The sequence below is a fragment of the Microbacterium sp. RG1 genome, assembly GCF_005347485.1.
GTDB lineage: Bacteria > Actinomycetota > Actinomycetes > Actinomycetales > Microbacteriaceae > Microbacterium > Microbacterium binotii_A.
The window spans coordinates 40,499-64,789 of record NZ_CP034121.1; the positions used below are offsets into that span (position 1 = coordinate 40,499).

Below are 24,291 nucleotides of genomic sequence, written 5' to 3' on the forward strand. Positions count from 1 at the left end.
CCCCGCACGAGGAGTCGCTCCATGACCCGCATCGGCATCGTCTCGGAGGGCGACGGTGAGAACCGCGTCGCCGCCACGCCGCAGACCGTCGGCAAGCTGATCGCCCTCGGCTACGACGTCGTCGTCGAAGCGGATGCCGGCGCGCGTGCGGCGTTCCCCGACACGTCCTACCGTGACGCGGGGGCGACGATCGGCGATACGGCCGAAGCCTGGGGTGCCGACATCGTGCTCGGTGTGGACGCGCCGAGCACGGACGAGATCGCCCGGCTGCGTGCGGGTGCGGTGCTCATCACCCAGCTCGCTCCCGCCCTGAACCCCGGTCTGGTGGACCGGCTGGCGGCGCACGGCGTGACGGCGCTGGCGATGGACGCGATCCCCCGCATCTCGCGCGCCCAGTCGATGGACGTCCTCAGCTCCATGGCCAACATCTCCGGCTACCGGGCCGTGGTCGAGGCCGCGAACGAGTTCGGTCGTTTCTTCACAGGTCAAGTCACCGCCGCGGGCAAGGTGCCGCCGGCCAAGGTGCTCGTCGCAGGCGCGGGCGTCGCGGGCCTCGCGGCCATCGGCACCGCATCCAGCCTCGGCGCGATCGTGCGCGCGACCGACCCGCGCCCCGAGGTCGCCGACCAGGTGCGCTCTATCGGCGGCGAGTACCTCCCGGTGACGGTGCCCGCCCAGACCGTCTCGAGCGACGGCTACGCGCGCGCGACGAGCGAGGAGTACGACCATGCCGCCCCCCAGCTCTACAGCGCGCAGACGACCGAGGTCGACATCGTCATCACCACGGCGCTCATCCCGGGGCGCGCCGCGCCGCGGCTGATCACGGCAGAGGATGTCGCGCGGATGCGGCCCGGCAGCGTGATCGTCGACATGGCGGCAGGGCACGGCGGCAACGTCGAGGGCTCGGTCGCCGACCAGCGTGTCGTGACCGACAACGGTGTCGTGATCCTCGGGTACACCGACCTGGCGGGAAGACTGCCCGCGCAGTCGTCTCAGCTCTACGGCACGAACGTGCTCAACCTGCTGCGCCTGCTCACGCCGGGCAAGGACGGCGTTCTCGTCCTCGACCTCGACGACGTCGTGCAGCGTTCGGTGACCGTCGCTGCAGGGGGTGATGTGCTCTGGCCGCCGCCGCCCGTCGCCGTGTCCGCGGCACCGGCCGCGTCGCCGGCTCCCGCCGCATCCGTCGCCGAACCGCCGCCACCGCGGCCTGGTCGCAAGCTCCTGCTGTTCGTTCTGGCCGCCCTCGCGCTGTTCGCCGTCGTGACCTTCGCGCCGGCGCCGCTGCCGCAGCACATGACGGTGCTCGCGCTGTCGATCGTCGTGGGCTACTACGTGATCGGCAAGGTGCACCACGCCCTGCACACTCCGCTCATGAGCGTGACGAACGCCATCTCGGGGATCATCGTCGTCGGCGCGATCACGCAGCTGACGGTGCCGGAGCCGATCGTGCAGATCCTCGCCGCCGTCGCGGTGCTGTTGGCGAGCATCAACGTCTTCGGCGGCTTCGCCGTCACCCGTCGCATGCTCGCGATGTTCTCGAAGGGGGAGGGGCGATGACCGCCAACGCCGTCGCGAACGCCGCCTATCTGGTCGCGGCGATCCTCTTCATCCTGAGCCTGGCGGGCCTCAGCCGCCACGAGACCGCGCGTGCCGGCGCCGTGTCGGGCATCGCCGGCATGGCCATCGCCCTGGTGGCGACGGTCGTCGTCGCCGCAACCGGCGCCTTCGCGTCCGGCGCCGCGGCCCTCGGGCTCCCACTGCTGGTCGCCGCGGTGGCCGTGGGAGCCGCGATCGGACTCTGGCGCGCCCGCTCGGTCGAGATGACCGGGATGCCGGAGCTCATCGCACTGCTGCACAGCTTCGTGGGGCTTGCAGCCGTGCTCGTGGGCTGGAACGGGCACCTCCATGACGGCGGGCTCACGGGAGCGCTCCGCGACATCCACCACGGTGAGGTCTTCGTCGGGGTGTTCATCGGTGGCGTCACCTTCACCGGCTCCCTCGTCGCGTACCTCAAGCTCTCGGGCCGGATGCCCTCGAAGCCGCTCACGCTGCCCGGGCGCAACGCGCTCAACCTCGGCGCGCTGATCGTGTTCGCCGCCCTCACGATCTGGTATGTCGTCACCCCGACGCTGGGCCTCCTGATCGCGGTGACGGTGCTTGCGCTGGCGCTCGGCTGGCACCTCGTCGCGTCCATCGGCGGCGGCGACATGCCGGTGGTCGTCTCGATGCTCAACAGCTACTCCGGCTGGGCAGCGGCCGCCGCAGGATTCCTCCTCGACAACGACCTGCTGATCATCACCGGTGCCCTCGTGGGGTCGTCGGGTGCGTACCTGTCGTTCCTCATGTGCAAGGCGATGAACCGTTCGCTGCTCGCCGTCATCGCGGGCGGCTTCGGGGCGCCGGCCGCATCCGGGCAGGCCGCCGAGGCCGGCGAGCACCGGGAGACGGACGCGGAGTCGGTGGCCGAGATGCTCGCCGACGCCGACAGCGTCGTGATCGTGCCCGGTTACGGCATGGCCGTCGCGCAGGCGCAGTATCCGGTCGCCGAGCTCGTCGAGCGGCTGCGGGCGAAGGAGGTCGAGGTGCGCTTCGGCATCCATCCGGTCGCGGGACGCCTGCCCGGGCACATGAACGTGCTGCTCGCGGAGGCGAAGGTGCCCTACGACATCGTGCTGGAGATGGACGAGATCAACGACGACCTGGCGCAGACATCGGTCGTGCTGGTGATCGGCGCCAACGACACGGTGAACCCGTCCGCAGCCGAGGACCCCTCGAGCCCCATTGCGGGGATGCCGGTGATCCGGGCCTGGGAGGCGCGCCAGGTCGTCGTCTTCAAGCGGTCGATGGCATCCGGTTACGCGGGCGTCGAGAACCCGCTGTTCTTCCGGGAGAACACGCAGATGCTGTTCGGCGACGCGAAGCAGCGCGTGGAGGACATCCTGCGCGCGCTCTGATCACGCCTGGACCGGCCACGAGGGCAACGGGTCGGCGAACTGCTCCCACACCTCGGGTCCGGCATCCATCTCCGTATCCGTCAGGGCGGCGTCGTCGAGGGCGCGCGCGACCGCCCCCGCGTGCAGATCGAGCCCGGTGACGGCGATCTCCTGCCCGATGCAGCTGTAGGCCTCGCGCGTGTGGAGCGGGTCGAGCCACATGGCGGAGCCGACCTGTTCCCAGCGCGCGAGCATGCCCTGGCGGGTCGCCAGGCGGCAGAAGCCGACCGAGCGCAGGACGAGTCCCCAGCGGCGCGCGTCGATCTCGTCGTCGAGCGCGCGAACGAGGCGCTCCGGGTGGAAGGGGCGGAGCTGCTCGTAGCGGAAGGTCGTCACGCGGCGATCCGTCATATGCGGGTCGTGTTCCTCGTTCAGCATCCGCACCCATCCGGCGCGCTCGCCGACGGGGGTCGAGGTGTCCGTCGCGAGCGCCGCGCGGACGTCCTCGTGCGGATCGCGCGTGAGGCGGATGCGGGCGAGGGGATTCAGATGCGAGGCAAGTGCCATGAGCATCGCGAGCCTCGCCGTCTCGACGCCCTCCCAGTTGACGAACGCGATGACGTGCGCGCTCTCGATGAACGCCGCCGCCTGCCGCGCGCGGGCGCCGTGGTCTCCGCGGTCGTCGCCGGGAGGGGCGTCCGAGCGCAGGGCGGAACCGTCGCGCAGATCCTGGACCATGTGCGGGGCGTCGATGACGCACACCAGCGCGGGCGGGGTGTCGAACGCGCCACTGAAGTGCAGCGGATCGAGGTCGGTGGCGCAGTCGAAGAGCGCGAGCTGATCGCCCCCTCCGGCCCAGAATCCCTGCGGACGGTGCGAACTCGTGTGCCGCGGGCCGCCGTAGGCCCAGACCAGACGGCGGCCGAGAGTTGCGGCGGCACGTTCGGCGAAGAGGTGGCGTTCGGGTGCGCACACCCCGGTGATGGCGACAGGGATCGATTCCATGCCGGTCCTCTCCAGTTGCTCGGGTGGAGCACCCAGCATAACCTGTTGTTGAGAACCGTTATCAATAAGGAGTCGCTGTGAAAGTCCGTGCCTCGCTCAAGTCCCTGAAGAACCAGCCCGGCGCCCAGGTCGTGCGCCGACGCGGCAAGGTGTTCGTCATCAACAAGCTCAACCCCCGCTTCAAGGGGCGGCAGGGCTGAGAAGGGCGTGTCGCGTCCGGGTCGGAGCGATGTAGACGCGACGGCGGGAGTCGAACCCGCAACGCTTCCGGGTATGAACCGGAGCCCGGGACCACCCGGATCGCCGCGATGTCTCGACGCTAACCCGGGGTTCCGACCCGCGCCAGTGCATGTCGCAAGATGACCCCGTGCGTCACCGCGTCACGAGGTCGCAGGGTGCAGCATGGCCCTCCGCGCCGTCACACTGCGACGCCTGCACGATCGGTGGGGCTGGTGTCGCGGCGTGAGGCGGATGCGGCGACCCGCCCGCGATCGGCCATGCAGATGTCGCGGCGCCGACGCGGCATCAGCGCCGGAGGGAGCAGGCGCGGCCGCCGACCCGGGCGGGTGTCGGCGGTCGCGCCTAGACTTGAGGGGACATGACCGACGCCTCCACGCCCCTCATCATCGGCGGTGACGGCGCTCGCCCCGCCGGCGATTCCGCACGTCCCGACGCCGACCTCCTCGCCGGCCTCAACGGCCCGCAGCGGGAGGCCGTCATCTATCGCGGGCCCGCGCTGCTCATCGTCGCCGGTGCCGGCTCCGGCAAGACCCGTGTGCTCACCCACCGCATCGCCTCGCTGCTGCGATCGCGCGAAGCGTGGCCGAGCCAGATCCTCGCCATCACCTTCACGAACAAGGCGGCGGGGGAGATGCGCGAGCGCGTCGAGCAGCTCGTGGGCGACAGCGCGCGCGGCATGTGGATCTCGACCTTCCACTCCGCGTGCGTCCGCATCCTCCGCCGTGAGGCGCAGCAGTTCGGGTTCACCAGCTCGTTCACGATCTACGATTCCGGCGACTCGCGGGCGCTCATCAAGCGGCTCGTGAAGGAACACGAGGCCGACGCGTTCGGTCTCACCCCCGCCGCCGTCCAGAGCCGTATCTCCAAGCTCAAGAACGAGCTGCAGGATGCGGAGGGCTACGCGCGGCAGGCGAACATGAGTGACCCCGCCGAGCGGGTGTTCGTCGAGGTCTTCGGCGACTACCAGCGCGCCCTGCGCCGGGCCAATGCGTTCGACTTCGACGATCTCATCGCCCAGACCGTCTTCCTCTTCCGCGCGTTCCCGCAGGTGGCCGACACGTACCGCCGTCGGTTCCGCCACATCCTCGTCGACGAGTACCAGGACACCAACCACGCCCAGTACTCGCTCATCCGCGAGCTCACCCGCCCCGTCTCGGGCGAGGGGGAGTCGTATTCCGCGGGCGGCATGATGATCTTCGAGCCCGACAAGGCGCCCGAGGTGGAGGCCGCATCCCTTACCGTCGTGGGCGACTCTGACCAATCGATCTACGCCTTCCGCGGCGCCGACATCCGCAACATCAGCGAGTTCGAGCGCGACTTCCCCGGTGCGAAGGTCGTGCTGCTCGAGCAGAACTACCGCTCGACGCAGAACATCCTGTCGGCGGCCAACGCGGTCATCCGCAACAACTTCGACCGGCAGGACAAGAAGCTGTGGACGGATGTGGGCGCGGGCGAGCTCATCGTCGGCTTCACCGGCTACTCGCAGCACGACGAAGCGCAGTTCGTCGCCGACGAGATCGAGAAGATCCACCGGGCCGGCACGGCGTACTCCGACATCGCCGTCTTCTACCGCACCAACTCGCAGTCGCGCGCGCTGGAAGAGATCTTCATCCGCTCCGCCCTGCCGTACAAGATCATGGGCGGCACGAAGTTCTACGAGCGCGCCGAGATCAAGGACGCGCTCGCCTACCTGATCGCCGTGGCGAACCCCGCCGACGAGATGGCGGTGCGCCGCATCCTGAACAAGCCGCGTCGCGGCATCGGCGACGTGACCGAGACGGCCATCGCGCGCTTCGCGGAGGACAACCAGATCACGTTCCGTGAGGCGCTCGCCTCGCCGGAGGCGCTGGGCGTCGGGCCCAAGATCCAGGCGGCGATCACCCAGCTCGACCGCGTGCTCACCGAGGCGACGGCGCTGCTGCTGCCCGAGGGGCAGGATGCGCCGCCCACCGCCGTCGCTGAGGCGCTGTCGCTGTTGCTGAGCAAGAGCGGCTACTCAGACGCGCTGCGTGCCAGCCGCGACCCGCAGGACGAGGCCCGCCTCGAGAACCTCGACGAGTTCGTCGCCGTGGCGCGCGAGTTCGCTCGCAACAACCCGCAGGGCACGATCAGCGACTTCCTCACCGAGGTCGCCCTCGTCGCCGACGCGGACGACCTCGACGACGCATCGGGCTCCGTTTCGCTCATGACCCTGCACACCGCGAAGGGCCTCGAGTTCGACGCCGTCTTCCTCACCGGTGTCGAAGAAGACCTCATCCCGCACCGCATCTCGGCGAACGAGCCCGGCGGCCCTGCCGAAGAGCGTCGCCTGTTCTACGTGGGCGTCACCCGCGCGCGCAAGCTCCTGCATCTCACCCTCGCGATGACCCGCGCGCAGTTCGGCGAGGTCACGGTCGCGATGCCGAGCCGCTTTCTGCAGGAGATCCCCGCCGAACTCATCGACTGGCGCCAGTCGCCGGGCGACGTCAACTCGCGCGGCGGCGCACAGTCGCGCGCCCTCAACGCCCGACGCCCCGGCGGGTGGGGCTCGCGTCGCGACGACAACCCGCCGCTGCTGCCCAAGTCGACCTCGCTCGAGCGCTTCGCGAACAAGATCCCGGCGAAGGTGCGCGACAACAGTGAGCTCGAACTGGCGGCGGGCGACCGCATCCGGCACGAGGACTTCGGAGAGGGACGCATCGACGCGGTCACGGGCGAGGGGGCCAAGAGGATCGCGCACGTGCGCTTCGACAGTGCCGGAGCCAAGAAGCTGCTGATCAAGATCGCGCCGATCGAGAAGATCTGAGTCACACCCCGGCGCGCACCGCGCCGCGCGGTTAGGCTGGCCCGATGGCACTCTTCTCGCGCCGACCCAAGCCCTCCGAAGAACCCGAACGGGATGCGGCCGCGTCCACTGCGGCCGAGGCGACGCCGGAGGCGCCGGCGGAGAACGTCCCTCACGTGCCGATCTCGGTCAGCACCTTCGGTGAGAACCGCACGCCGGACGCCGCCCCGGCCATGCCCGAGGGCGTCTCGGCCATGGCCGCCGCCAGGCCGCCGCACCTCGCCTCGCCCGCCGCGGAGGCATCGAAAGACCTCGAGACCGTGCCGGGCCTGCGCGACAACGTCCTGCTGCGCGACGCCCTCGCCGCGCTCCCCGAGAAGGCGCAGCCGGTCGAGCTCATGAACGTGGCGCGCCAGTTACTGCAGGGGCACGTCTACATCCGCGTGCAGGGCGACGCCCGCGAGCTCCTCGCCAAGGGCGACAATCTGCCGACCTCGGTGATCACGTACCAGGAGCAGAAGTACATGCTCGTGTACTCCAGCGGCCGCGCGTTGCAGGATGCGGTGCGTGCCGACGGCGACGCGTCCACCTCGGCGCTGGCCCAGCCCGTCATCAGCCTGCTGCGCCAGATCGTCGCGGGCGAATTCGGTGGCATCGCCGTCGACCACGCGTCGCGCCCCGGCTCCGCGATCCTGCCCAAGCCCTTGATCGAGAAGGCCCTCGCCGACCTCGACCCGCACCTTGCGGTGAAGACACTGCTCGCCGCCGACCGCACCGACGAGACGGCCGGCGACGTCGCCGACGCGCTCACCTACGCGCCCGTCTGGGTCGCAGCCCGACGCGGCGAGGGCGACCGCATCGGCATCGCCGAACTCCGCACGACGGACGGTGAGCGCATCCTCGAGCTCTTCTCCCACCCGCTGGAGCTCGTCGCTCTCGGCCGCGGAGACCAGCCGGCGAAGGTCACGCCCGAACAGCTCGCCCGCGCGCTGCGCTCCGACGACGGCATCTCAGGCGTCATCGTGAACCCCGCCGGCCCCTGGATCCGTCTCAGCCGCGCGCAGCTCGCGCCGGTGCTCGCCCTCGGCGCCTGACGCCCGCCTTCGAGCGACGCGCGCCGAGAGCGCAAGGGGATGCGGGGCGCGAGCCTGCGCCCCTAGGGTCGGGGCATGGCGAGCGAACGCACCACGGTGATCGTCCCCGGGCCCGATGGCGACCGGGAGATCTCCGTCTCCAGTCCGTCCCGCGAGGTGTGGCCCGCTGCGGGCATCACCAAGCGCGACCTCGTCGACTACATCCTGGCCGTGTCCGAGCCGTTCCTGCGTGCGAACGGGCATCGTCCGGTGTCGCTCGAGCGCTACCGCGACGGCATCGACGGCGAGTCCTTCTTCTCGAAGAACCCGCCCAAGGGCACCCCGGACTACGTCGACGCGGTGACCGTCACCTACAACAGCGGGCGCAGCCATCCGCAGGTCGTGCTCACCGAACCCGCGGCACTGGTGTGGGCCGTGCAGATGAACACGGTGGTCTTCCACCCGTGGGCCTCGCTCGCTGCCGACCCCGATCGCCCCGTCGAGCTGCGGATCGATCTCGATCCTCAGCCGGGCACGGACTTCTCGGATGCGGCCGCCGTCGCGCCGCTCATGCGCGAGGTGCTGGCGGAAGGCGGCCTCGATTCCTGGATCAAGACGAGCGGGAACCGCGGCATCCACCTCTTCTGCCCGATCGAGCCCACGCACGAGTTCCTCGACGTGCGCCACGCCGCGATCGCCGCGGGCCGGGAGCTCGCCCGTCGTGCGCCGGATCGGGTGACGATGAACTGGTGGAAGGAGGAGCGCGGGCAGCGCATCTTCGTGGACTTCAACCAGACCAACCGCGACCGGACGATGGCCGGCGCGTACAGCCCCCGCGCGCTTCCCGATGCGACGGTGGCGACTCCCATCACCTGGGACGAGCTGCCCACCGTCGACCCGCACGCCTTCACCGTGCGCACCGTTCCTCGCCGCCTCGCCGAGATCGGCGACCCGTGGGAGCACATCGCCCGAAACCCCGGACGTATCGACACCCTGCTCGAATGGTGGCAGCGGGACCTCGATGACGGCCTCGGGGAACTGCCCTTCCCTCCCGAATTTCCGAAGATGCCCGGAGAGCCGCCGCGCGTGCAGCCGAGCCGTGCGCGTTCGGAGGAGTGATCCGTCAGTCCAGGACGTCGCCGAGGTCGTAGGCCGACACCTGCTCGAGCTGCGAGAAAGTGCAGGATGACGCCTCGCGGTCGGGACGCCAGCGCTCGAACTGCACGGTGTGGCGGAACCGCATCCCCTCGAGCTGGTCGTAGCGCACCTCGAGCACACGCTCCGGGCGCAGCCGCACGAACGACACGTCCTTGGATGCGGCGAATCGCGACCGCTCGGTCTCGCCCGTCACCGCCTCACCCGTCTCGTCGCGCTCGACCAGCGGCGCCAGCTCGTCGACGAGTTCCCGGCGCCGCGCGTCCGTGAACGCCGACACGCCGCCCACATTGCGCAGGCGTCCCTCGTGGTCGTAGAGCCCCACCAGCAGCGAGCCCACGCCGACGCCGCTCTTGTGGACGCGGTACCCGAGCGCGACGACGTCGGCGGTGCGGGCGTGCTTGATCTTCAGCATCGTGCGCTTGTTCGGCTGGTAGGCGTCGTCGAGGCGCTTGGCGACGACGCCGTCCAGACCCGCGCCCTCGAACTCCGCGAGCCAGCGTTGCGCGGTCGCGGGATCGGCGGTCGTGCGGGTCAGGTGCACGGGAGGCTGGACACCCGCCAACAGGTCCTCGAGTTCGGCGCGACGCTCGGCGAAGGGTGCGTCGCGCAGATCGCGGTCGCCGCGAGCCAGCAGGTCGAAGGCGATGAGCAAGGCGGGCGTCTCGTCCGCCAACGTCGTGACGCGGGAGGCGGCGGGGTGGATGCGCTGGCTGAGCGCTTCCCAATCCAGCCGTTGCGCGCCCGGGGGGCCGGTCGGGATGACGATCTCGCCGTCGATGAGGCACGGCTCGGGCAGCACGCGCGGCAATGCCTCGACCAGCTCGGGGAAGTAGCGGGTGAGCGGCTTCGCGCCTCGCGACCCCAACTCCACGCTCTCCCCGTCCCACGCGGCGAGCACTCGGAAGCCATCCCACTTGGGCTCGAAGCTCCAGCCGGCCGCATCCGGGACGTCCTTGACCGCCTTGGCGAGCATGGGAGCGGGGATCTCGTACCGCACGGGGCGCTCCTCAGGCCGTCGCGTCGCCCGCCGCGACGCGCTGCTCGCGCTTCTTGGGTCTCGCCCACCTCGCCGGGGTGTCGGGGCCGTCCCAGACCTGGATGATGCCCCACACGACCGCGGTCAGCGGTACGGCGAGCAGCGTGCCGAGGATGCCGCCGATCGCCGTTCCCCCGGCCAACACGACCAGGACGACGAACGAGTGGAGCTTCATCGACCTGCCCATGAGTACCGGCTGCAGGAAGTTGCCCTCGAGCTGGTTGACGGCGATCACGACGCCCACGACGATGAGCGCGATGACCGGCCCATTGGCCACGAGCGCCACCAGGGCGGCCAGTGCACCGGCTGTCACGGCGCCGACGATCGGGATGAAGGCGAGCAGGAACACCAGGACCGCCAGCGGGATGGCGAGGGGCACCTGCAGGATGAGCAGACCGATCAGGATGCCGACGGCATCGACGAAGGCGACCGCCGCCGTGCCGCGCACGTACGAGCCGAGCACCTGCACCGACTTGTCGCCGATGCGGCGCGCACGCACGTAGGACGTTCCATGGAACGGGCGCAGCAGGAACTCCCACATCCGCGGGCCGTCCTTCAGGAAGAAGAACAGGATCACGACCATCAGGACCAACCCGGTGACGAAACTCGCGACGGCGCTCACGCCGGCGAGGGCGCCGCTGCCGAACTGGGCACTCGTCACGAAATCGCCGAGCTGCCCCATCCACTCGTCGATCTGCGCCGACGTCGGAGCGAACGGCAGGGTGTTGACCCAGTCGAGCAGCTGCTGGAAGCCGCCCTGCGCCTGCGACGAGAGGTCGTCCCACTGGTCGCGGACCGCCCATACGATGACCCACCCGAGTCCGGTGAGCAGCACGACGACCGTGAGCAGCGTCAGGAGCGTGGCCAGGATCGAGGGCACGCCCTTGCGCCGCATCCACGTCATGACCGGTGCGAAGGCCGAGGCGAAGATGAGCGCGAGGATGAGCGGGATGACGACGACCGTGACCTGGCGGATGCCCCAGATGGCACCGGCCACGATGGCGACGATAACGATGATCTGCAGCCCGCGGATCGCGAGGCGTCCGAAGGCGTCTCCCCAGAGGCTCCACGGAGCCCGGTGTGCGGTGAGCTCGACCTCGCGGGAGGTGAGCGTCACCTCCTGCGGTGCGCGGCGGAACAGTCCCATGCGACGACCGTATCGGCCGCATCCCCCCGACGCCTGCGTCTTGACGTGCGGGTGTCAGAGCGGCAGGGGCTCAGACGAAGGCGCCGGTGCCCGTGATGTCGCGCCCGATGAGCAGGGCCTGCACGCTCTCGGTGCCCTCGTAGGTGTGGATGGCCTCGATGTCGGCCATGTGCTGGATCACGCGGTTCTCGAGCAGGATGCCGTTGCCGCCCATGAGGTCGCGGGCGGTCTGGGCGATGCGGCGCGCGGCGCGGGTGTTGTGATACTTCGCGAGGGAGGCCTGTGTCGGTCGCAGTGCGCCCGCGGTCTCGAGATCCGCCATGCGTCGGCAGTAGAGCTGCATCGCCGTCAGCTCGTCGAGCATCTGCGTGAGCCGCTCCTGCACCATCTGGAACTTCACGAGGGGCTTGCCGAACTGCACGCGCTGCTGCGCGTAGGAGAGCGCGGCTTCGTAGCAGGCCGTGGCATGCCCGAGTGCCGACCACGCCACGCCGGAGCGGGTGGAGTACAGCACCGTCGACGCGTCCTTGAAACTCCGGGTGCCGGGCAGCACCGCATCCGCGGGCAGGCGCACGTCATCGAGCGCGATGTGAGCCTGGTGGATGCCGCGCAGCGACGCCTTCCCGGCGATCACCGTGCCGGTGTAGCCCGGAGTGTCCTGCGGGACCAGGAAGCAGCGCACCGCACCGTGCTCGTCGGCGGCGGCATCGTCCACCCGTGCCCAGACGAACGTGAGGCCGCCGGACGCTCCGTTGCCGATCCACTTCTTCGCGCCGCGCAGGACCCATTCGTCGCCGTCACGGCGGGCGACGGTCTCGAGCGAGACGGAGTCCGACCCGTGGTCGGGCTCGGTGAGGGCGAAGGATCCCAGCACCGCGCCCCGCGCGAGCGGCTCGAGCCACCGCTCCTGCTGAGCGGCGGAGCCGAACAGGGCAAGGGTGCGCAGGGCGAGGCCGCCCTGCACCGCGATCACCGTGCCGAGTGATCCATCTCCCCGCGACACCTCCATGTTGACCAGGCCCGCAGCCAGCGGTGAGAAGTGCGTGAGCGAAGGGTGCTCGATGCCGTCGTTGTACAGATCGAGCTCGCCCAGGCGGGTGACGAGATCCAGCGGGTAGGAGCTGTCGTCCCAGGCGGCGACCATGCGATCGCCGACCTCGTCGACGTAGCCCTTCGCCCGGTCCCAGACGGCGCGGTCCGCGTCGGGGATGTCGGCGAACACGGCGTAGTAGTCGGTGTCCAGGCGTCCGGTCACGTCGTAGGCGGCGGCGGTGTCGCCCGGCACAGAGCTCATGCGCACACGATAGCCGTGTGGCACGCTGTCTCGCCAATTCTGGTACTCAGTTCCACTGCGCGGATGCGCTGTCGCAACGCGTTAGCCTGAGCGGGTGCCGGCCCTCAGCGACCACCTGCGATCCGTTCCCCCCAGCGGCATCCGTCGCATCTTCGAGATCGCGCTCACCCTCGACGACGTCACCATGCTCGCGGTGGGCGAGCCCGACGTGCCCGTGGCGGCGCACATCATCGAGGCCGCTACGCGCGCCTGGGAGGCGGACGAGACCGACTACGTGGCCAATGCCGGCATCCCGGCGCTGCGTCAGGCGTTCGCCGATCGATTCACCGCGAACCACGGTGCCGCTCTGTCGCCGGAGCGGGTCTGGGTCACCGTGGGCGGCACGCAGGCGCTGCATCAGGCGATGGGACTGGTTCTCGGGCCGGGCGACGAGGTGCTCGTGCCCGACCCCGGATACACGACCTTCTCGATGAGTCCGCGGATGCTGAGCGCGGTACCGGTGCCGTATCCGTTGCGTCCGGAGACCGACTTCCTGCCGGAGCTCGACCGCATCGAGGCGCTCATCACGCCGCGGACGCGGGCGATCGTGGTGAACTCGCCGTCGAACCCGCTCGGCACGGTCATCGACGCCGGGCTCGCGCACGGGATCCTCGAACTCGCGCGGCGCCGCGACCTGTGGATCATCAGCGACGAGGTGTACGCGGAGCTCACGTGGGGCGAGCCGCACGTGAGCCTGACGGCGCTCGACGCGCTGAGCGACGAGCCCCGGGTGCTGGGCGTGTTCTCCCTCTCGAAGTCGTACGCCATGACGGGGGTGCGCGTCGGCTTCCTCATCACCCCGCTCGGTATGGACCAGATCCTCCGTACTGTGCAGGAGGCCATGATCGCGTGTGTGGCCGTACCCGATCAGCGCGCGGGCGTGGCAGCGCTCACCGGCGACCAGGGCAACATCACCCTCGCCCGCGCCCGCTATCGTCAGAACCTGGATGCGGCGACCGCGCTGCTCGACGAGCGGGGCATCGCCTACCGCGTGCCCGACGGCGCGTTCTACCTGTGGATCGATCTGCGCCACGCGACCGGCGGCGACGTCGGGGCGTGGGCGGAGGAGTTCCTGCGCACCGAGCGCGTCGCTCTCGCGCCCGGATCCGCCTTCGGTGCTTCGGGTGAGGGGTGGGTGCGCGTGTGCGCGGCCGCCTCGCGCGGCGACCTGCTCCACGGGCTGTCGCTGCTGCCCGCGCCCTGAATCGCGCTCGGTCCGCGGCGCGGTGGGTGCCGCGACGTGTGCACGGCGCATCCGGGATCCGGCGCCGCATCCGTCGCATCAGATGACGTCTGCACCACGGATCGTGCAGACGTCGCGCCGCTCGTCGCGGAGGCGGCGCTCAGCGCAGGTCGTCGCGGAGGCGGCGGGCGACCTCCGCGGCCGGCATGCGACGGGGGAAGACGGCGACCACGACGTCGTCGTCGGCGGCCGCGGCCCGCTCGCCGACCCCGAACTTGTCGAGGCAGTCGTCGAGAGCTCGGCGCAGTGCCGAGGCGGGGACCTTCTTGGGTCCGCGCAGGAGTCGGCGGAGCACGTGGTTGTGCACGGCGGTGACGAGGGCCGCGAAGCTCACCGCGTCCAGAGGATCGAGGCCGGGAAGCGCCGTGCGCAGGTACTCGTCGAAGAGCCGCTCGTACCGGAAGACGGTGACGATCTCGCGGTCGCGCAGCGCCGGCACGTCGCGCACCACCGTGTAGCGGCGGCGGGCGAGCTCGGGGTCCGCCGCGAAGTGACGGTAGACCTGCATCGAGGCCTCGCAGACCGCCTCCCACGGATTCTCGTGCGGCCGGGCGAGATACGTGCGCAGCTTGTCGAGCAGGAGCTCGTGATCGGCGAAGACGACGTCGTCCTTCCCGCCGAACTGGCGGAAGAACGTGGAGCGCGAGATGCCGGCGGCCTGGGCGATCTGGTCCACCGAGGTCGCCTCGAAACCCTGCCGCGCGAACAGGTCGAGGGCCGCGGCGACGACATCGTCACGCGCGGCTGAGGGGGAAGCTGTCTCACTCATCTGCGGAGCAAGCCTAGACCTGCTCCCGCGCCCGCCCGTCGACTCCGTCGCCGTGTCAAGCCCCGCGGACATCCGGTGCCGGACGCGTTGACTGCGCCGCATGGAGTCCCTCTGGAAGCAGCACGCCCGTAGCGTCCCCGCGACGCCGTTCGTCCCCGGTGAGCACGAGATCGTCGTGGTGGGAGCGGGCATCACCGGGCTCGCGACGGCGCTGCTGCTCGCCGAGTCCGGGCGTGAGGTCGTTGTGCTCGAGGCGCGCGAGGTCGCCGGACTCGCGACGGGCGCGAACACGGGCAAGGTGTCGCTGCTGCAAGGGACGCAACTGTCCGCGCTGCGCTCCCACCACTCGCCCTCCCTGGTGCGCGCGTACGTGCAGGCGAACCTGGACGGGCAGCTCTGGCTGCGATCGTTCGCCGATCGCGAGGGCCTGCCGTACGAGGCGCGCACCGCCTTCACATACGCACAGCACGACGCCGGCCGTGCCCGGGTGCGTGAGGAGTTCGAGGCCGCCCGGGAGGCCGGGTTACCGGTTCGGTGGGCCGCGGCCGACGAGCTCGACCTGCCGTTCCCGGCCCGCTCCGCCGTCGCGTTGGACGGCCAGCTGGGGATGGATCCGGATGCGGCCGCGCATGCCCTCGCGTCGGCCTTCCTCGCCGCGGGCGGCACGCTGCACACCGGCGTGCGGGCGACGGGGGTCTCGACATCGGGGATGCCGACGGTGCACACGGCCCGGGGCGACATCACGGCCGAGAACATCGTGCTGGCGACGGGCGCGGCGGTGCTCGATCGCGGACTGTACTTCGCCAAGGTCGCCGCCATGCGCTCGTACGCGGTGGCCTTCGCCGTGCCGGATGAGGTGGCCCTCCCGGAGGGCATGTTCCTCTCCGCGGACGCCCCCAGCAGATCGGTGCGCACCGTGTCCGAGCGCGACGGTCGGTGGGAGCAGACGCGCCTGATCGTCGGCGGCGGCGGACACCCGGTCGGGCGCGCCGCATCCGAACGAGCCCGCGTCGCGGAGCTGATCGCCTGGACCCGGCGCCACGTGCCGGAGGCGGTGCCGACCCACCGCTGGTCGGCACAGGACTACACCTCCCACAACCTGATCCCGTTCGTCGGCGTCATGCCCCGCTCCGGCGGTAGGGTGCGCTTCGCCACGGGTTACGCGAAGTGGGGTCTCACCAATGGCCCTGCCGCCGCGCTGCGGATCGCCGCGGAGATCGAGGGTGTCGGGGAGAACGAGCGTGCCGACTGGATGCGCAGGCTCGGCACCCGCATCACCGTGCCGGCGGATCTCGCCAAGGGGGCGGCGGAGAACGCCAAAGTCGGCGGGCAGGCGGTTCATGGCTGGTTCGGCGCGCTCCGGCATCCGCCCCGCGTCCCCTCCGAGGGCAAGGGCGTCGTCGGTGCGGATGCGGGGCGCCCCGTCGGTGTGTCCAGAGTCGACGGCGAGGTCCGCGCCGTCTCCGCCGTCTGCCCGCATCTGGGAGGCGTGCTGACCTGGAACGACGCGGAGTGCACGTGGGACTGCCCGCTGCACGCCTCGCGCTTCGCGCCCGACGGGCGCCGGATCGAGGGTCCCGCACTGTCGGATCTGCGGCGCGTGCGTCCGCCCTCGTCTGCACAGGCGTGAACGGAGCACTCGTGCACGGGGAGTAGGCTGGGGGACTGGTCGATATCTCGACGTCGAGACGTTTTGCGTCACCCTCCCTCGGACCAGCGAAGGAAGCCCAGTGGATCTGTACGAGTACCAGGCACGAGACCTTTTCGAGAAGTACGAGGTGCCGGTGCTCGCCGGCATCGTCGCGGACACCCCCGAGGAGGTGAAGGCGGCAGCCGAGAAGCTCGGCGGCGTCGTGGTGGTCAAGGCGCAGGTCAAGACGGGCGGTCGCGGCAAGGCGGGCGGCGTCAAGGTCGCGAAGACCCCCGACGAGGCGTATGAGGCGGCCAAGGCCATCCTCGGCCTCGACATCAAGGGCCACGTCGTCAAGCGCGTCATGGTCGCCGCGGGAGCCTCCATCGAGAAGGAGTTCTACTTCTCGGTCCTGCTCGACCGCTCCAACCGTTCCTACCTGTCGCTGGCCAGCGTCGAGGGCGGCATGGAGATCGAGCAGCTCGCCGTCGAGAAGCCCGAGGCGCTCGCACGTATCGAGGTCAACGCGCTGACGGGCATCGACAAGACCAAGGCCGTCGAGATCGCGCGCGCGGCGAACTTCCCCGAGGAGCTCGTCGAGAAGGTCGCCGACGTCTTCGTCAAGCTCTACGCCGTCTACACCGGCGAGGGCGCCACCCTCGTCGAGGTGAACCCCCTCATCCTCGACGGCAACGGTGACATCATCGCCCTCGACGGCAAGGTCACCCTCGACGACAACGCGACCGAGGTGCGCCACCCCGAGCACGAAGAGCTCGAGGACAAGGATGCGGCCGACCCGCTCGAGGCGAAGGCGAAGGCTGCGGGCCTGAACTACGTGAAGCTCGACGGTCAGGTGGGCATCATCGGCAACGGAGCGGGCCTGGTCATGTCCACGCTCGACGTCGTCGCCTACGCCGGCGAGAACCACGGCGGCGTGAAGCCCGCGAACTTCCTCGACATCGGCGGCGGCGCATCCGCCACCGTCATGGCGGCGGGCCTGGACGTCATCCTCGGCGACCCGCAGGTCAAGAGCGTCTTCGTCAACGTCTTCGGCGGCATCACCTCGTGCGTCGCCGTGGCGGAGGGCATCGTCAAGGCGCTCGAGATCCTCGGCGACACCGCGACCAAGCCGCTCGTCGTGCGCCTGGACGGCAACCAGGTCGAGGAGGGCCGCGCGATCCTCGCCGCGGCGAACAACCCGCTCGTGACCCTCGCCGCAGGCATGGACGAGGGCGCCGACAAGGCCGCCGAGCTGGCCGCCGCCTGATCGCCCGCATCGGATAAGGACACAGACATGTCGATCTACCTCAACAAGGACTCCAAGGTCATCGTCCAGGGCATCACCGGCGGCGAAGGCACCAAGCACACCGCTCTCATGCTGAAGGCGGGCACCCAGGTCGTCGGCGGCGTCAACGCGCGCAAGGCCGGCACGACCGTCTCGCACACCGACAAGGACGGCAACCCCGTCGAGCTGCCGGTCTTCGCGAGCGTCGCCGAGGCCATCGAGGCCACGGGCGCCGATGTCTCCATCGCCTTCGTGCCGCCGGCGTTCACGAAGGACGCCATGATCGAAGCCATCGACAGCGAGATCCCGCTGCTCGTGGTCATCACCGAGGGCGTGCCGGTCGGCGACTCGGCCGAGGCGTGGGCTTACGCGATCGAGAAGGGCAACAAGACCCGCATCATCGGTCCGAACTGCCCCGGCATCATCACCCCCGGTGAGTCGCTCGTGGGCATCACGCCCGCCAACATCACCGGCAAGGGCCCGATCGGTCTCGTGTCGAAGTCCGGCACGCTGACCTACCAGATGATGTTCGAGCTGCGCGACCTGGGCTTCTCGACCGCCATCGGCATCGGCGGCGACCCGATCATCGGCACGACGCACATCGACGCGCTCGAGGCGTTCGAAGCCGACCCCGAGACCAAGGCGATCGTGATGATCGGCGAGATCGGCGGCGACGCCGAGGAGCGCGCGGCCGACTACATCCGCGCGAACGTCACGAAGCCCGTCGTCGGCTATGTCGCCGGATTCACCGCCCCCGAGGGCAAGACGATGGGCCACGCCGGTGCGATCGTCTCGGGCTCCGCGGGCACCGCGCAGGCCAAGAAGGAAGCGCTCGAGGCCGCGGGCGTGAAGGTCGGCAAGACGCCGTCCGAGACCGCCGCGCTCATGCGCGAGATCATCCAGGGTCTGTAGGACCCCTCACGAAGGGCGGATGCGGGCGGCCGAGGCTCCCGCATCCGCCCTTCGTCGTATCTCGCCGCAGTAGCCTGGACGCATGCCGCTGACAGGGGAGTACAAGCCGAGCACGTCCGAGTGGGCCCGGTCGCAAGCCGAGCTCTACGAAGCCACCAACGGTGCCGAGGGCGGTGAGCTGCGCGGTGTTCCGATCATCGTGCTGACTACCGTCGGCGCCAAGAGCGGTGGCCTGCGTAAGACCGCGCTCATGCGCGTCGAGCACGACGGGGACTACCTCGTCGTGGCCTCCAAGGGCGGGGCGCCCGAGGAGCCCGCCTGGGGGAACAACATCCGCAAGCATCCGCACGTCGAGCTGCAGGACGGCGCCGTCAAGCGCGACTACACCGCGCGCGAGCTCGAGGGCGAGGAACGCCACCTGTGGTGGGAACGCGCGGTGGCCGTGTGGCCCGACTACGCCGTCTACCAGACCAAGACCGACCGCCAGATCGCGATCTTCGTGCTGGAGCCGCGCGAGGTCTGAGCGCCCGCACACACGCGAACGAGCATCCGTTCGCCGAGTGAGCACCACATGGAGTGCTCGTTCGATGAACGGGTGCTCGTTCGGCGTCGAGGTGGTGGCTCAGCCGCCGAGGGCTGCCTCGATCGGACCACGTACGAAGAACACGACGAAGCCGGCGGCGACGATCCACAGCAGCGGACTGATGCGACGGGCGTGCCCCGACAGCGAGCGGATGACGACCCAGCTGACGAAGCCCGCACCGATGCCGTTGGCGATCGAGTACGTCAGCGGCATGACCGTGATCGTCAGGAACACCGGGATCAGCACCGAGACGTCGGTGAGATCGACGTGGCGGATCTGGCTCATCATGAGTGCGCCGACGGCGACCAGGGCGGCCGAGGCGACCTCGCTCGGCACGATGGTGGTCAAGGGCGTCACGAACATGGCCAGCAGGAAGAGTCCACCGGTCACGAGGTTCGCGAGGCCCGTGCGGGCGCCCTCGCCGATGCCGGTGCCGGACTCGATGAACACCGTGTTGGACGACGACGAGGTCAGTCCGCCCGCGACGGCGCCGATGCCCTCGACCACGAGCGCGGAGCGCAGGCGCGGGAAGTTGCCGCGCTCATCGGCGAGGTTCGCCTCGCGCGAGAGGCCCGTCATCGTGCCCATCGCGTCGAAGAAGTTCGTGAACAGCAGCGTGAACACGAGCATCGCGGCTGCGAGCACTCCGATGCGGTCGAAGGCGCCGAAGCTGACCTGACCCACGAGGCTGAGGTCGGGCAGGCTGAAGATGGATGCCGGGATCTCGGGCACGCTGAGCCCCCATCCGCCGGCGTTGCCGTCGGCGCGGGAGCCGAGGTGCCAGATCGCCTCGACGATGACCGCGACGACGGTGCCGCCCGCGAGACCGATGAGGATCGCGCCCTTGACCTTGCGGGCGAGAAGGATCGCGATGGTCACGAGCGTGAGCACGAACAGGAGCGTCGGGACGGTGGCGATCGAGCCGTTCACGCCGAGACCGACGGGAGGCGACGCGAGGCCCGTGCTCTGCACGAGTCCGCCGTCGACGAAACCGATGAAGGCGATGAACAGACCGATACCGACCGTGATGGCGGTCTTCAGCGCCATCGGCACGGCATCGAAGATGAGCCGTCGCAGGCCTGTGACGGCCAGCAGCACGATCAGGAGGCCGTTGATGAGCACGAGGCCCATGGCCTCGGGCCAGGTGACCTCGCCCACCACGCTGACGGCCAGGAACGAGTTGATGCCCAGGCCCGCGGCGAACGCGAACGGCAGCCGGGCGACCAACCCGAAGAGGATGGTCATGGCGCCGGCGGTGAGCGCGGTGGTCGCGGCGACTTGGGCGAAGCCGAGGGCGTTGCCGGCCACATCCGTTCCGCCGGACAGGATGATCGGGTTCAGCAGGACGATGTAGGCCATCGCCACGAAGGTGACGACGCCGCCGCGGATCTCGCCGCCGACGGTGGCGCCGCGCGCCGTGATGCCGAAGAAGCGGTCGAGACGGCCGGGGGAGGTGGACGAGACGCTGGTGGTACGGGGGTGGTGCACCCGACGAGAGTAGTCGGATGCGGCCCGCTGCGCGACGCGGGAGAGCCGTGGCGGATGCGGGCGGCGTGGGGGGCGGTCACGCAAAGGTCCTCTGGGTAGGGTCAGGGGGCCATGCAACGCGTCCTCGTCCTTCTCCTCTCCGCCCTCGACGCCCTCGTGGCGGCGGCCGTCGGCCTCGCCGTCGCGGGCGCCCCGCTGACGGTGTTCTGGTTCGTCGCGTTCGGCTCGGGAGATCTCTCCGCGATCTGGCAGAGCGCCGCGACCATCTGGCAATTCGGGCATTCTGTTCCCGTCGCGATCACACTCCCCGAGGTCTACGTCGCCGAGTTGGGCGTCGATGCCACCCTCGCGAGCTTCACACTCTCCCTCGCCCCGTTGGCCTTCGCCGCGTTCACCCTGCTCTTCGGCGGGCGCTCCGGAGCCCGCGCCGGGCGCGCCGGGGCGCCGTGGAGCGGCGCGCTCACGGGAACGCTCGTGTTCGCCGCGCTCGCGTCCGGCATCGCCGTCACCTCGCAGGCGTCGTTGACCGGCACCGATCTCTGGCGCGCCATCTGCTATCCCACCGCGTACTACGCCGCCGGCGTGCTCGCGGGCGCTCTCCACCGTGCCTGGGTCGACGGTGACGACGGGCCCGTCGACGCCCTCCGTGCTCGACTCGACCGCGCCCGGGGTGCTTGGCCCGAGGTGCCCGAGCTCGCCGTGCGCGGCGGGGCGATCGCCGTGACGGGGATGGTCGCCGTGGGTGCCGCGGTCCTCGGGGTCGCCCTCATCGTGCGCGCTCCGAACATCGTCGCGCTCTCTCAGGCGGGCAACCTGGATGCGGGCGGCGCCGCGGTCCTCGCGCTCGCCCAGTTGCTGTACCTGCCGACCCTGCTCGTCTGGGCGTTGTCCTTCGTCGCGGGCCCCGGCGTCGGGCTCGGCGCGGGGAGCGTCGTCTCGCCGGCGGGCACGCAGCTCGGCGTGCTGCCGGGCGTGCCGATCCTGGGCGTGCTGCCGGAGGGGGCCAGCAGCTGGTACCTGCTGTTCGCCCTGCTCCCGATCGCGGTCGGAGCCGTCGCCGGCTGGGCGACCCGATCCCGCCTCAGCCCGCGCGGCTCGACGGCGGATGCGGAGAGCACCGGCATCCTCGTGACGCTCACGCTGTCGATCGCCGCCCTGGCCGGGCTCGCCACAGCCCTGATGGCGGTCCTCGCCAGCGGCAGCATGGGACCCGGACGGCTGTCTGCTGTCGGCCCGGACGCCGTCGCCGTCGGCGTCGCCATCGGCGTCGAGGTGGGGCTGGGTGCGGCGATCCTGCTGCTCTCGCCACGTCGGCGCGGCGACGAGGCGGCGGCGACGACCGCATCCGAGCCGGGTGTGTTCGCGCGGCTGACGGGCGCGCGCGGAGGCGCGGATGACGGCGCCGAGCGGGCGGATGCGGCGCGCGACTAGACTGTGCGGGTGCTCACGGTCGCCGTTCTCATCTCCGGCACCGGCTCGAATCTCCGAGCCCTGCTGGAGGCCGCGGCGGAAGCCGATTTCCCGGCCCGCGTGATCGTGGTGGGCGCCGACCGCGAAGCCTCCGGTCTGGCTCACGCCGAGGAGTTCGGCATCCCGAGCTTCGTCATCCCGTGGCAGGGCGCCGACCAGCGCGAGGCCTGGGGGGAGGAGCTCGATCGGCAGCTGCGTGTCTGGCAGCCCGACCTCGTCGTGCTCTCGGGGCTCATGCGACTGCTGCCGCCGTCGGTCGTCGCCGCGTGGAGTCCGCGCCTGATCAACACACACCCCGCCTACCTGCCGGAGTTCCCCGGTGCCCACGCCGTGCGCGACGCGATCGCTGCGGGCGCCGCCGAGACCGGAGCGAGCGTCATCGTCGTCGACGACGGCGTCGACACCGGTCCGATCCTCGCCCAGGAGCGCATCGCGGTGCACCCGGGCGACGACGAGTCCGCGCTCCACGAACGCATCAAGCCCGTCGAACGACGTCTGCTCATCGACGTCGTTCGCCGCATCGCCACCGGCGAGCTCGACCTCGCCGCATCCGCCGTCTGACCCACCGCAACCGCCCCACCCCGAGGAGTCCCATGGCCGGGCCCAGCCACGATCCGTCCCTCTACCGCGACCGCGATGTCGTTCCCGTCCGCCGCGCGCTCGTCTCGGTCAGCGACAAGACCGACCTGCTGCGTCTGGCCGAAGCGCTGGTCGCCGCCGGCGTCGAGATCGTCTCGACCGGCTCCACCGCGCAGACCATCCGCGACGCCGGGCACGACGTCGTCGACGTCTCGAGCGTGACCGGGTTCCCCGAGTCCCTCGACGGTCGAGTGAAGACCCTGCATCCGGGCGTCCACGCGGGTCTGCTCGCAGACCTCCGCCTCGCGCACCACGAGGAGCAGCTGACCGATCTCGGCATCTCGCCCTTCGAGCTCGTGGTCGTGAACCTCTACCCGTTCGTCGAGACGGTCGCATCCGGCGCATCCGGCGACGCCGTGGTCGAGCAGATCGACATCGGCGGGCCCGCGATGGTGCGCGCCTCGGCGAAGAACTACGCGAACGTCGCGATCGTCGTCTCGCCCGAGTCGTACCCCGCGATCATCGACGCGATCGCCGCCGGCGGCACCTCGCTCGCCCAGCGCAGGGAGCTCGCGGCGCGTGCCTTCGCCCACACCGCGAACTACGACCGCGCCGTCGCGACCTGGTTCGCCGACGAGACCCTCGCCGAGGGCGAGCAGTTGCCCGCGCACCTGACGATCAAGGCCGAGCGGCTCGCGACGCTCCGCTACGGCGAGAACTCCCACCAGCGCGCGGCGATCTACACCCGCACCGGCGGGCACGGCATCGCGCAGGCACTGCAGCTGCAGGGCAAGGAGATGTCGTACAACAACTACGTCGACGCGGATGCGGCACTGCGCGCCGCTTTCGACATGGTCAAGCCCGCGGTGGCGATCATCAAGCACGCCAATCCCTGCGGCATCGCCGTGTCGGCGCCCAACGCGCTCGACGAGATTGCGAGCGCGCACCTGCGGGCGCACGAGTGTGATCCCGTCTCGGCCTTCGGCGGTGTGATCGCGGCCAACCGCACGGTCACGCTGAAGATGGCGGAGAACCTGCGCGACATCTTCACCGAGGTGATCGTCGCCCCGGCCTTCGAGCCGGAGGCGCTGGAGCTGTTCCGTCTGAAGAAGAACCTGCGCGTGCTGCAGCTGCCGGCCGACTGGCAGCAGGAGCGCATGGACGTGCGCCTCGTCTCGGGCGGCCTGCTGCTCCAGGACGCCGACCGCTTCCCGGACGACATCGAGTCCGTCGCGACCGACTGGGAGCTCGTCGCGGGCGAGCGCCCGGCCGGCGAGGAGATGACGAACCTCATCTTCGCCTGGAAGGCGTGCCGCGCCGTCAAGTCCAACGCGATCGTGCTGGCGAAGAACTCCGCCACCGTCGGCATCGGGATGGGGCAGGTCAACCGCGTCGACTCATGCCGCCTGGCCGTCGAGCGGGCGGGCGACCGGGCGGTCGGCTCCGTCGCCGCATCCGACGCCTTCTTCCCGTTCTCGGACGGACCGCAGGTCCTGCTGGATGCGGGAGTCTCCGCCATCGTGCAGCCGGGCGGATCCGTGCGCGACGACGAGACGATCGCCCTCGCCCGCGAGCGCGGCGTGACGATGTTCTTCACGGGAGAGCGCCACTTCTACCACTGAGTCCCGGCGCTTTCGCAG

The 24,291-nt window shown here is 70.5% G+C and carries 20 protein-coding genes and 1 tRNA gene; 14 read left to right on the forward strand and 7 right to left on the reverse strand.

Annotated features, from left to right (window positions below; translation table 11 throughout):
* Nucleotides 1-21 precede the first annotated feature (21 nt).
* Both EHF32_RS00220 and pntB read left to right on the forward strand, forming a co-directional pair.
* Nucleotides 22-1,560: a Re/Si-specific NAD(P)(+) transhydrogenase subunit alpha gene (locus EHF32_RS00220; RefSeq protein WP_137416247.1), complete on the forward strand. Its 1,539-nt coding sequence runs from the start codon at nt 22-24 to the stop codon at nt 1,558-1,560.
* Nucleotides 1,557-2,957: a Re/Si-specific NAD(P)(+) transhydrogenase subunit beta gene (gene pntB / locus EHF32_RS00225; RefSeq protein WP_137416248.1), complete on the forward strand. Its 1,401-nt coding sequence runs from the start codon at nt 1,557-1,559 to the stop codon at nt 2,955-2,957. Before EHF32_RS00220 ends, pntB begins: the two co-directional genes overlap by 4 nt.
* Here pntB and EHF32_RS00230 read toward each other — a convergent pair whose 3' ends face one another.
* The gene (locus EHF32_RS00230) at nt 2,958-3,941 is read right to left on the reverse strand and encodes a GTP-binding protein (RefSeq protein ID WP_137416249.1); all 984 of its coding nucleotides are present in this window, start codon (nt 3,939-3,941) and stop codon (nt 2,958-2,960) included.
* 77 nt (nt 3,942-4,018) lie between these two features.
* Here EHF32_RS00230 and ykgO point away from each other — a divergent pair, with 77 nt between their 5' ends.
* Nucleotides 4,019-4,141, forward strand: coding sequence for a type B 50S ribosomal protein L36 (gene ykgO, locus EHF32_RS00235; RefSeq protein WP_137416250.1), 123 nt, complete (start codon nt 4,019-4,021; stop codon nt 4,139-4,141).
* A 35-nt stretch (nt 4,142-4,176) separates the two neighbouring features.
* Here the strand turns inward: ykgO and EHF32_RS15675 are convergent.
* Nucleotides 4,177-4,249, reverse strand: a tRNA-Met gene (locus EHF32_RS15675).
* Nucleotides 4,250-4,539: 290 nt separating this feature from the next.
* Between EHF32_RS15675 and EHF32_RS00240 the strand changes: the two genes are divergently transcribed.
* The 3 genes from EHF32_RS00240 (at nt 4,540) to ligD (ending at nt 9,137) form a co-directional block, all read left to right on the forward strand.
* Nucleotides 4,540-6,966, forward strand: coding sequence for an ATP-dependent helicase (locus EHF32_RS00240; protein WP_137416251.1), 2,427 nt, complete (start codon nt 4,540-4,542; stop codon nt 6,964-6,966).
* Between the two features lie 44 nt (nt 6,967-7,010).
* Nucleotides 7,011-8,039, forward strand: a complete 1,029-nt coding sequence (locus EHF32_RS00245) for an SseB family protein (protein ID WP_137416252.1) — start codon at nt 7,011-7,013, stop codon at nt 8,037-8,039.
* A 75-nt stretch (nt 8,040-8,114) separates the two neighbouring features.
* The gene (gene ligD / locus EHF32_RS00250; protein ID WP_137416253.1) at nt 8,115-9,137 is read left to right on the forward strand and encodes a non-homologous end-joining DNA ligase; all 1,023 of its coding nucleotides are present in this window, start codon (nt 8,115-8,117) and stop codon (nt 9,135-9,137) included.
* Between the two features lie 4 nt (nt 9,138-9,141).
* Here ligD and EHF32_RS00255 read toward each other — a convergent pair whose 3' ends face one another.
* From EHF32_RS00255 to EHF32_RS00265, 3 genes are all read right to left on the reverse strand, one after another.
* Nucleotides 9,142-10,149: an ATP-dependent DNA ligase gene (locus tag EHF32_RS00255; RefSeq protein WP_137419051.1), complete on the reverse strand. Its 1,008-nt coding sequence runs from the start codon at nt 10,147-10,149 to the stop codon at nt 9,142-9,144.
* A gap of 34 nt (nt 10,150-10,183) precedes the next feature.
* Entirely contained in the window at nt 10,184-11,359 is a 1,176-nt protein-coding gene (locus EHF32_RS00260; protein ID WP_137416254.1) for an AI-2E family transporter, read from the reverse strand.
* A gap of 70 nt (nt 11,360-11,429) precedes the next feature.
* Nucleotides 11,430-12,653: an acyl-CoA dehydrogenase family protein gene (locus tag EHF32_RS00265; protein ID WP_137416255.1), complete on the reverse strand. Its 1,224-nt coding sequence runs from the start codon at nt 12,651-12,653 to the stop codon at nt 11,430-11,432.
* A gap of 94 nt (nt 12,654-12,747) precedes the next feature.
* Between EHF32_RS00265 and EHF32_RS00270 the strand changes: the two genes are divergently transcribed.
* Nucleotides 12,748-13,896 (forward strand): pyridoxal phosphate-dependent aminotransferase, encoded by a 1,149-nt coding sequence (locus EHF32_RS00270; protein ID WP_137416256.1) that lies wholly within the window; start codon nt 12,748-12,750, stop codon nt 13,894-13,896.
* Between the two features lie 139 nt (nt 13,897-14,035).
* Here the strand turns inward: EHF32_RS00270 and EHF32_RS00275 are convergent, their stop codons facing one another.
* Entirely contained in the window at nt 14,036-14,704 is a 669-nt protein-coding gene (locus EHF32_RS00275) for a TetR/AcrR family transcriptional regulator (RefSeq protein ID WP_137416257.1), read from the reverse strand.
* 100 nt (nt 14,705-14,804) lie between these two features.
* Between EHF32_RS00275 and EHF32_RS00280 the strand changes: the two genes are divergently transcribed.
* The 4 genes from EHF32_RS00280 to EHF32_RS00295 all read left to right on the forward strand — a co-directional run bounded on the left by EHF32_RS00280 (nt 14,805) and on the right by EHF32_RS00295 (nt 19,054).
* Nucleotides 14,805-16,334 (forward strand): FAD-dependent oxidoreductase, encoded by a 1,530-nt coding sequence (locus EHF32_RS00280; protein ID WP_137416258.1) that lies wholly within the window; start codon nt 14,805-14,807, stop codon nt 16,332-16,334.
* Nucleotides 16,335-16,434: 100 nt separating this feature from the next.
* Complete coding sequence (sucC, locus tag EHF32_RS00285; protein WP_137416259.1) at nt 16,435-17,601, forward strand: ADP-forming succinate--CoA ligase subunit beta; 1,167 nt, start codon at nt 16,435-16,437, stop codon at nt 17,599-17,601.
* Between the two features lie 27 nt (nt 17,602-17,628).
* Nucleotides 17,629-18,531: a succinate--CoA ligase subunit alpha gene (gene sucD / locus EHF32_RS00290; protein WP_137416260.1), complete on the forward strand. Its 903-nt coding sequence runs from the start codon at nt 17,629-17,631 to the stop codon at nt 18,529-18,531.
* 82 nt (nt 18,532-18,613) lie between these two features.
* Entirely contained in the window at nt 18,614-19,054 is a 441-nt protein-coding gene (locus EHF32_RS00295; protein ID WP_137416261.1) for a nitroreductase family deazaflavin-dependent oxidoreductase, read from the forward strand.
* Nucleotides 19,055-19,153: 99 nt separating this feature from the next.
* Here EHF32_RS00295 and EHF32_RS00300 read toward each other — a convergent pair whose 3' ends face one another.
* Nucleotides 19,154-20,602, reverse strand: coding sequence for an NCS2 family permease (locus tag EHF32_RS00300; protein WP_137416262.1), 1,449 nt, complete (start codon nt 20,600-20,602; stop codon nt 19,154-19,156).
* A gap of 111 nt (nt 20,603-20,713) precedes the next feature.
* Here EHF32_RS00300 and EHF32_RS00305 point away from each other — a divergent pair, with 111 nt between their 5' ends.
* Genes EHF32_RS00305 through purH form a run of 3 tightly spaced genes read left to right on the forward strand, consistent with a single transcriptional unit; the run spans nt 20,714 to nt 24,273 of the window.
* On the forward strand, nt 20,714-22,033 hold the full coding sequence (locus EHF32_RS00305; RefSeq protein ID WP_192900663.1) for a cell division protein PerM: 1,320 nt from the start codon (nt 20,714-20,716) through the stop codon (nt 22,031-22,033).
* 9 nt (nt 22,034-22,042) lie between these two features.
* Nucleotides 22,043-22,633 (forward strand): phosphoribosylglycinamide formyltransferase, encoded by a 591-nt coding sequence (gene purN / locus EHF32_RS00310; protein ID WP_137416263.1) that lies wholly within the window; start codon nt 22,043-22,045, stop codon nt 22,631-22,633.
* A gap of 32 nt (nt 22,634-22,665) precedes the next feature.
* Nucleotides 22,666-24,273, forward strand: coding sequence for a bifunctional phosphoribosylaminoimidazolecarboxamide formyltransferase/IMP cyclohydrolase (gene purH, locus EHF32_RS00315; RefSeq protein WP_137416264.1), 1,608 nt, complete (start codon nt 22,666-22,668; stop codon nt 24,271-24,273).
* Nucleotides 24,274-24,291 lie beyond the last annotated feature (18 nt).

Bases quoted from the DNA above. Each gene is read 5' to 3' on its own strand.
- EHF32_RS00220 (WP_137416247.1), top strand. From the start codon at position 22: ATGACCCGCATCGGCATCGTCTCGGAGGGCGACGGTGAGAACCGCGTC.
- pntB (WP_137416248.1), top strand. From the start codon at position 1,557: ATGACCGCCAACGCCGTCGCGAACGCCGCCTATCTGGTCGCGGCGATC.
- EHF32_RS00245 (WP_137416252.1), top strand. From the start codon at position 7,011: ATGGCACTCTTCTCGCGCCGACCCAAGCCCTCCGAAGAACCCGAACGG.
- EHF32_RS00295 (WP_137416261.1), top strand. From the start codon at position 18,614: ATGCCGCTGACAGGGGAGTACAAGCCGAGCACGTCCGAGTGGGCCCGG.
- EHF32_RS00260 (WP_137416254.1), bottom strand. From the start codon at position 11,359: ATGGGACTGTTCCGCCGCGCACCGCAGGAGGTGACGCTCACCTCCCGC.
- EHF32_RS00265 (WP_137416255.1), bottom strand. From the start codon at position 12,653: ATGAGCTCTGTGCCGGGCGACACCGCCGCCGCCTACGACGTGACCGGA.
- ligD (WP_137416253.1), top strand. From the start codon at position 8,115: ATGGCGAGCGAACGCACCACGGTGATCGTCCCCGGGCCCGATGGCGAC.
- EHF32_RS00305 (WP_192900663.1), top strand. From the start codon at position 20,714: ATGCAACGCGTCCTCGTCCTTCTCCTCTCCGCCCTCGACGCCCTCGTG.
- purH (WP_137416264.1), top strand. From the start codon at position 22,666: ATGGCCGGGCCCAGCCACGATCCGTCCCTCTACCGCGACCGCGATGTC.
- EHF32_RS00240 (WP_137416251.1), top strand. From the start codon at position 4,540: ATGACCGACGCCTCCACGCCCCTCATCATCGGCGGTGACGGCGCTCGC.
- sucD (WP_137416260.1), top strand. From the start codon at position 17,629: ATGTCGATCTACCTCAACAAGGACTCCAAGGTCATCGTCCAGGGCATC.
- EHF32_RS00255 (WP_137419051.1), bottom strand. From the start codon at position 10,149: ATGCTCGCCAAGGCGGTCAAGGACGTCCCGGATGCGGCCGGCTGGAGC.
- EHF32_RS00275 (WP_137416257.1), bottom strand. From the start codon at position 14,704: ATGAGTGAGACAGCTTCCCCCTCAGCCGCGCGTGACGATGTCGTCGCC.
- EHF32_RS00230 (WP_137416249.1), bottom strand. From the start codon at position 3,941: ATGGAATCGATCCCTGTCGCCATCACCGGGGTGTGCGCACCCGAACGC.
- EHF32_RS00280 (WP_137416258.1), top strand. From the start codon at position 14,805: ATGGAGTCCCTCTGGAAGCAGCACGCCCGTAGCGTCCCCGCGACGCCG.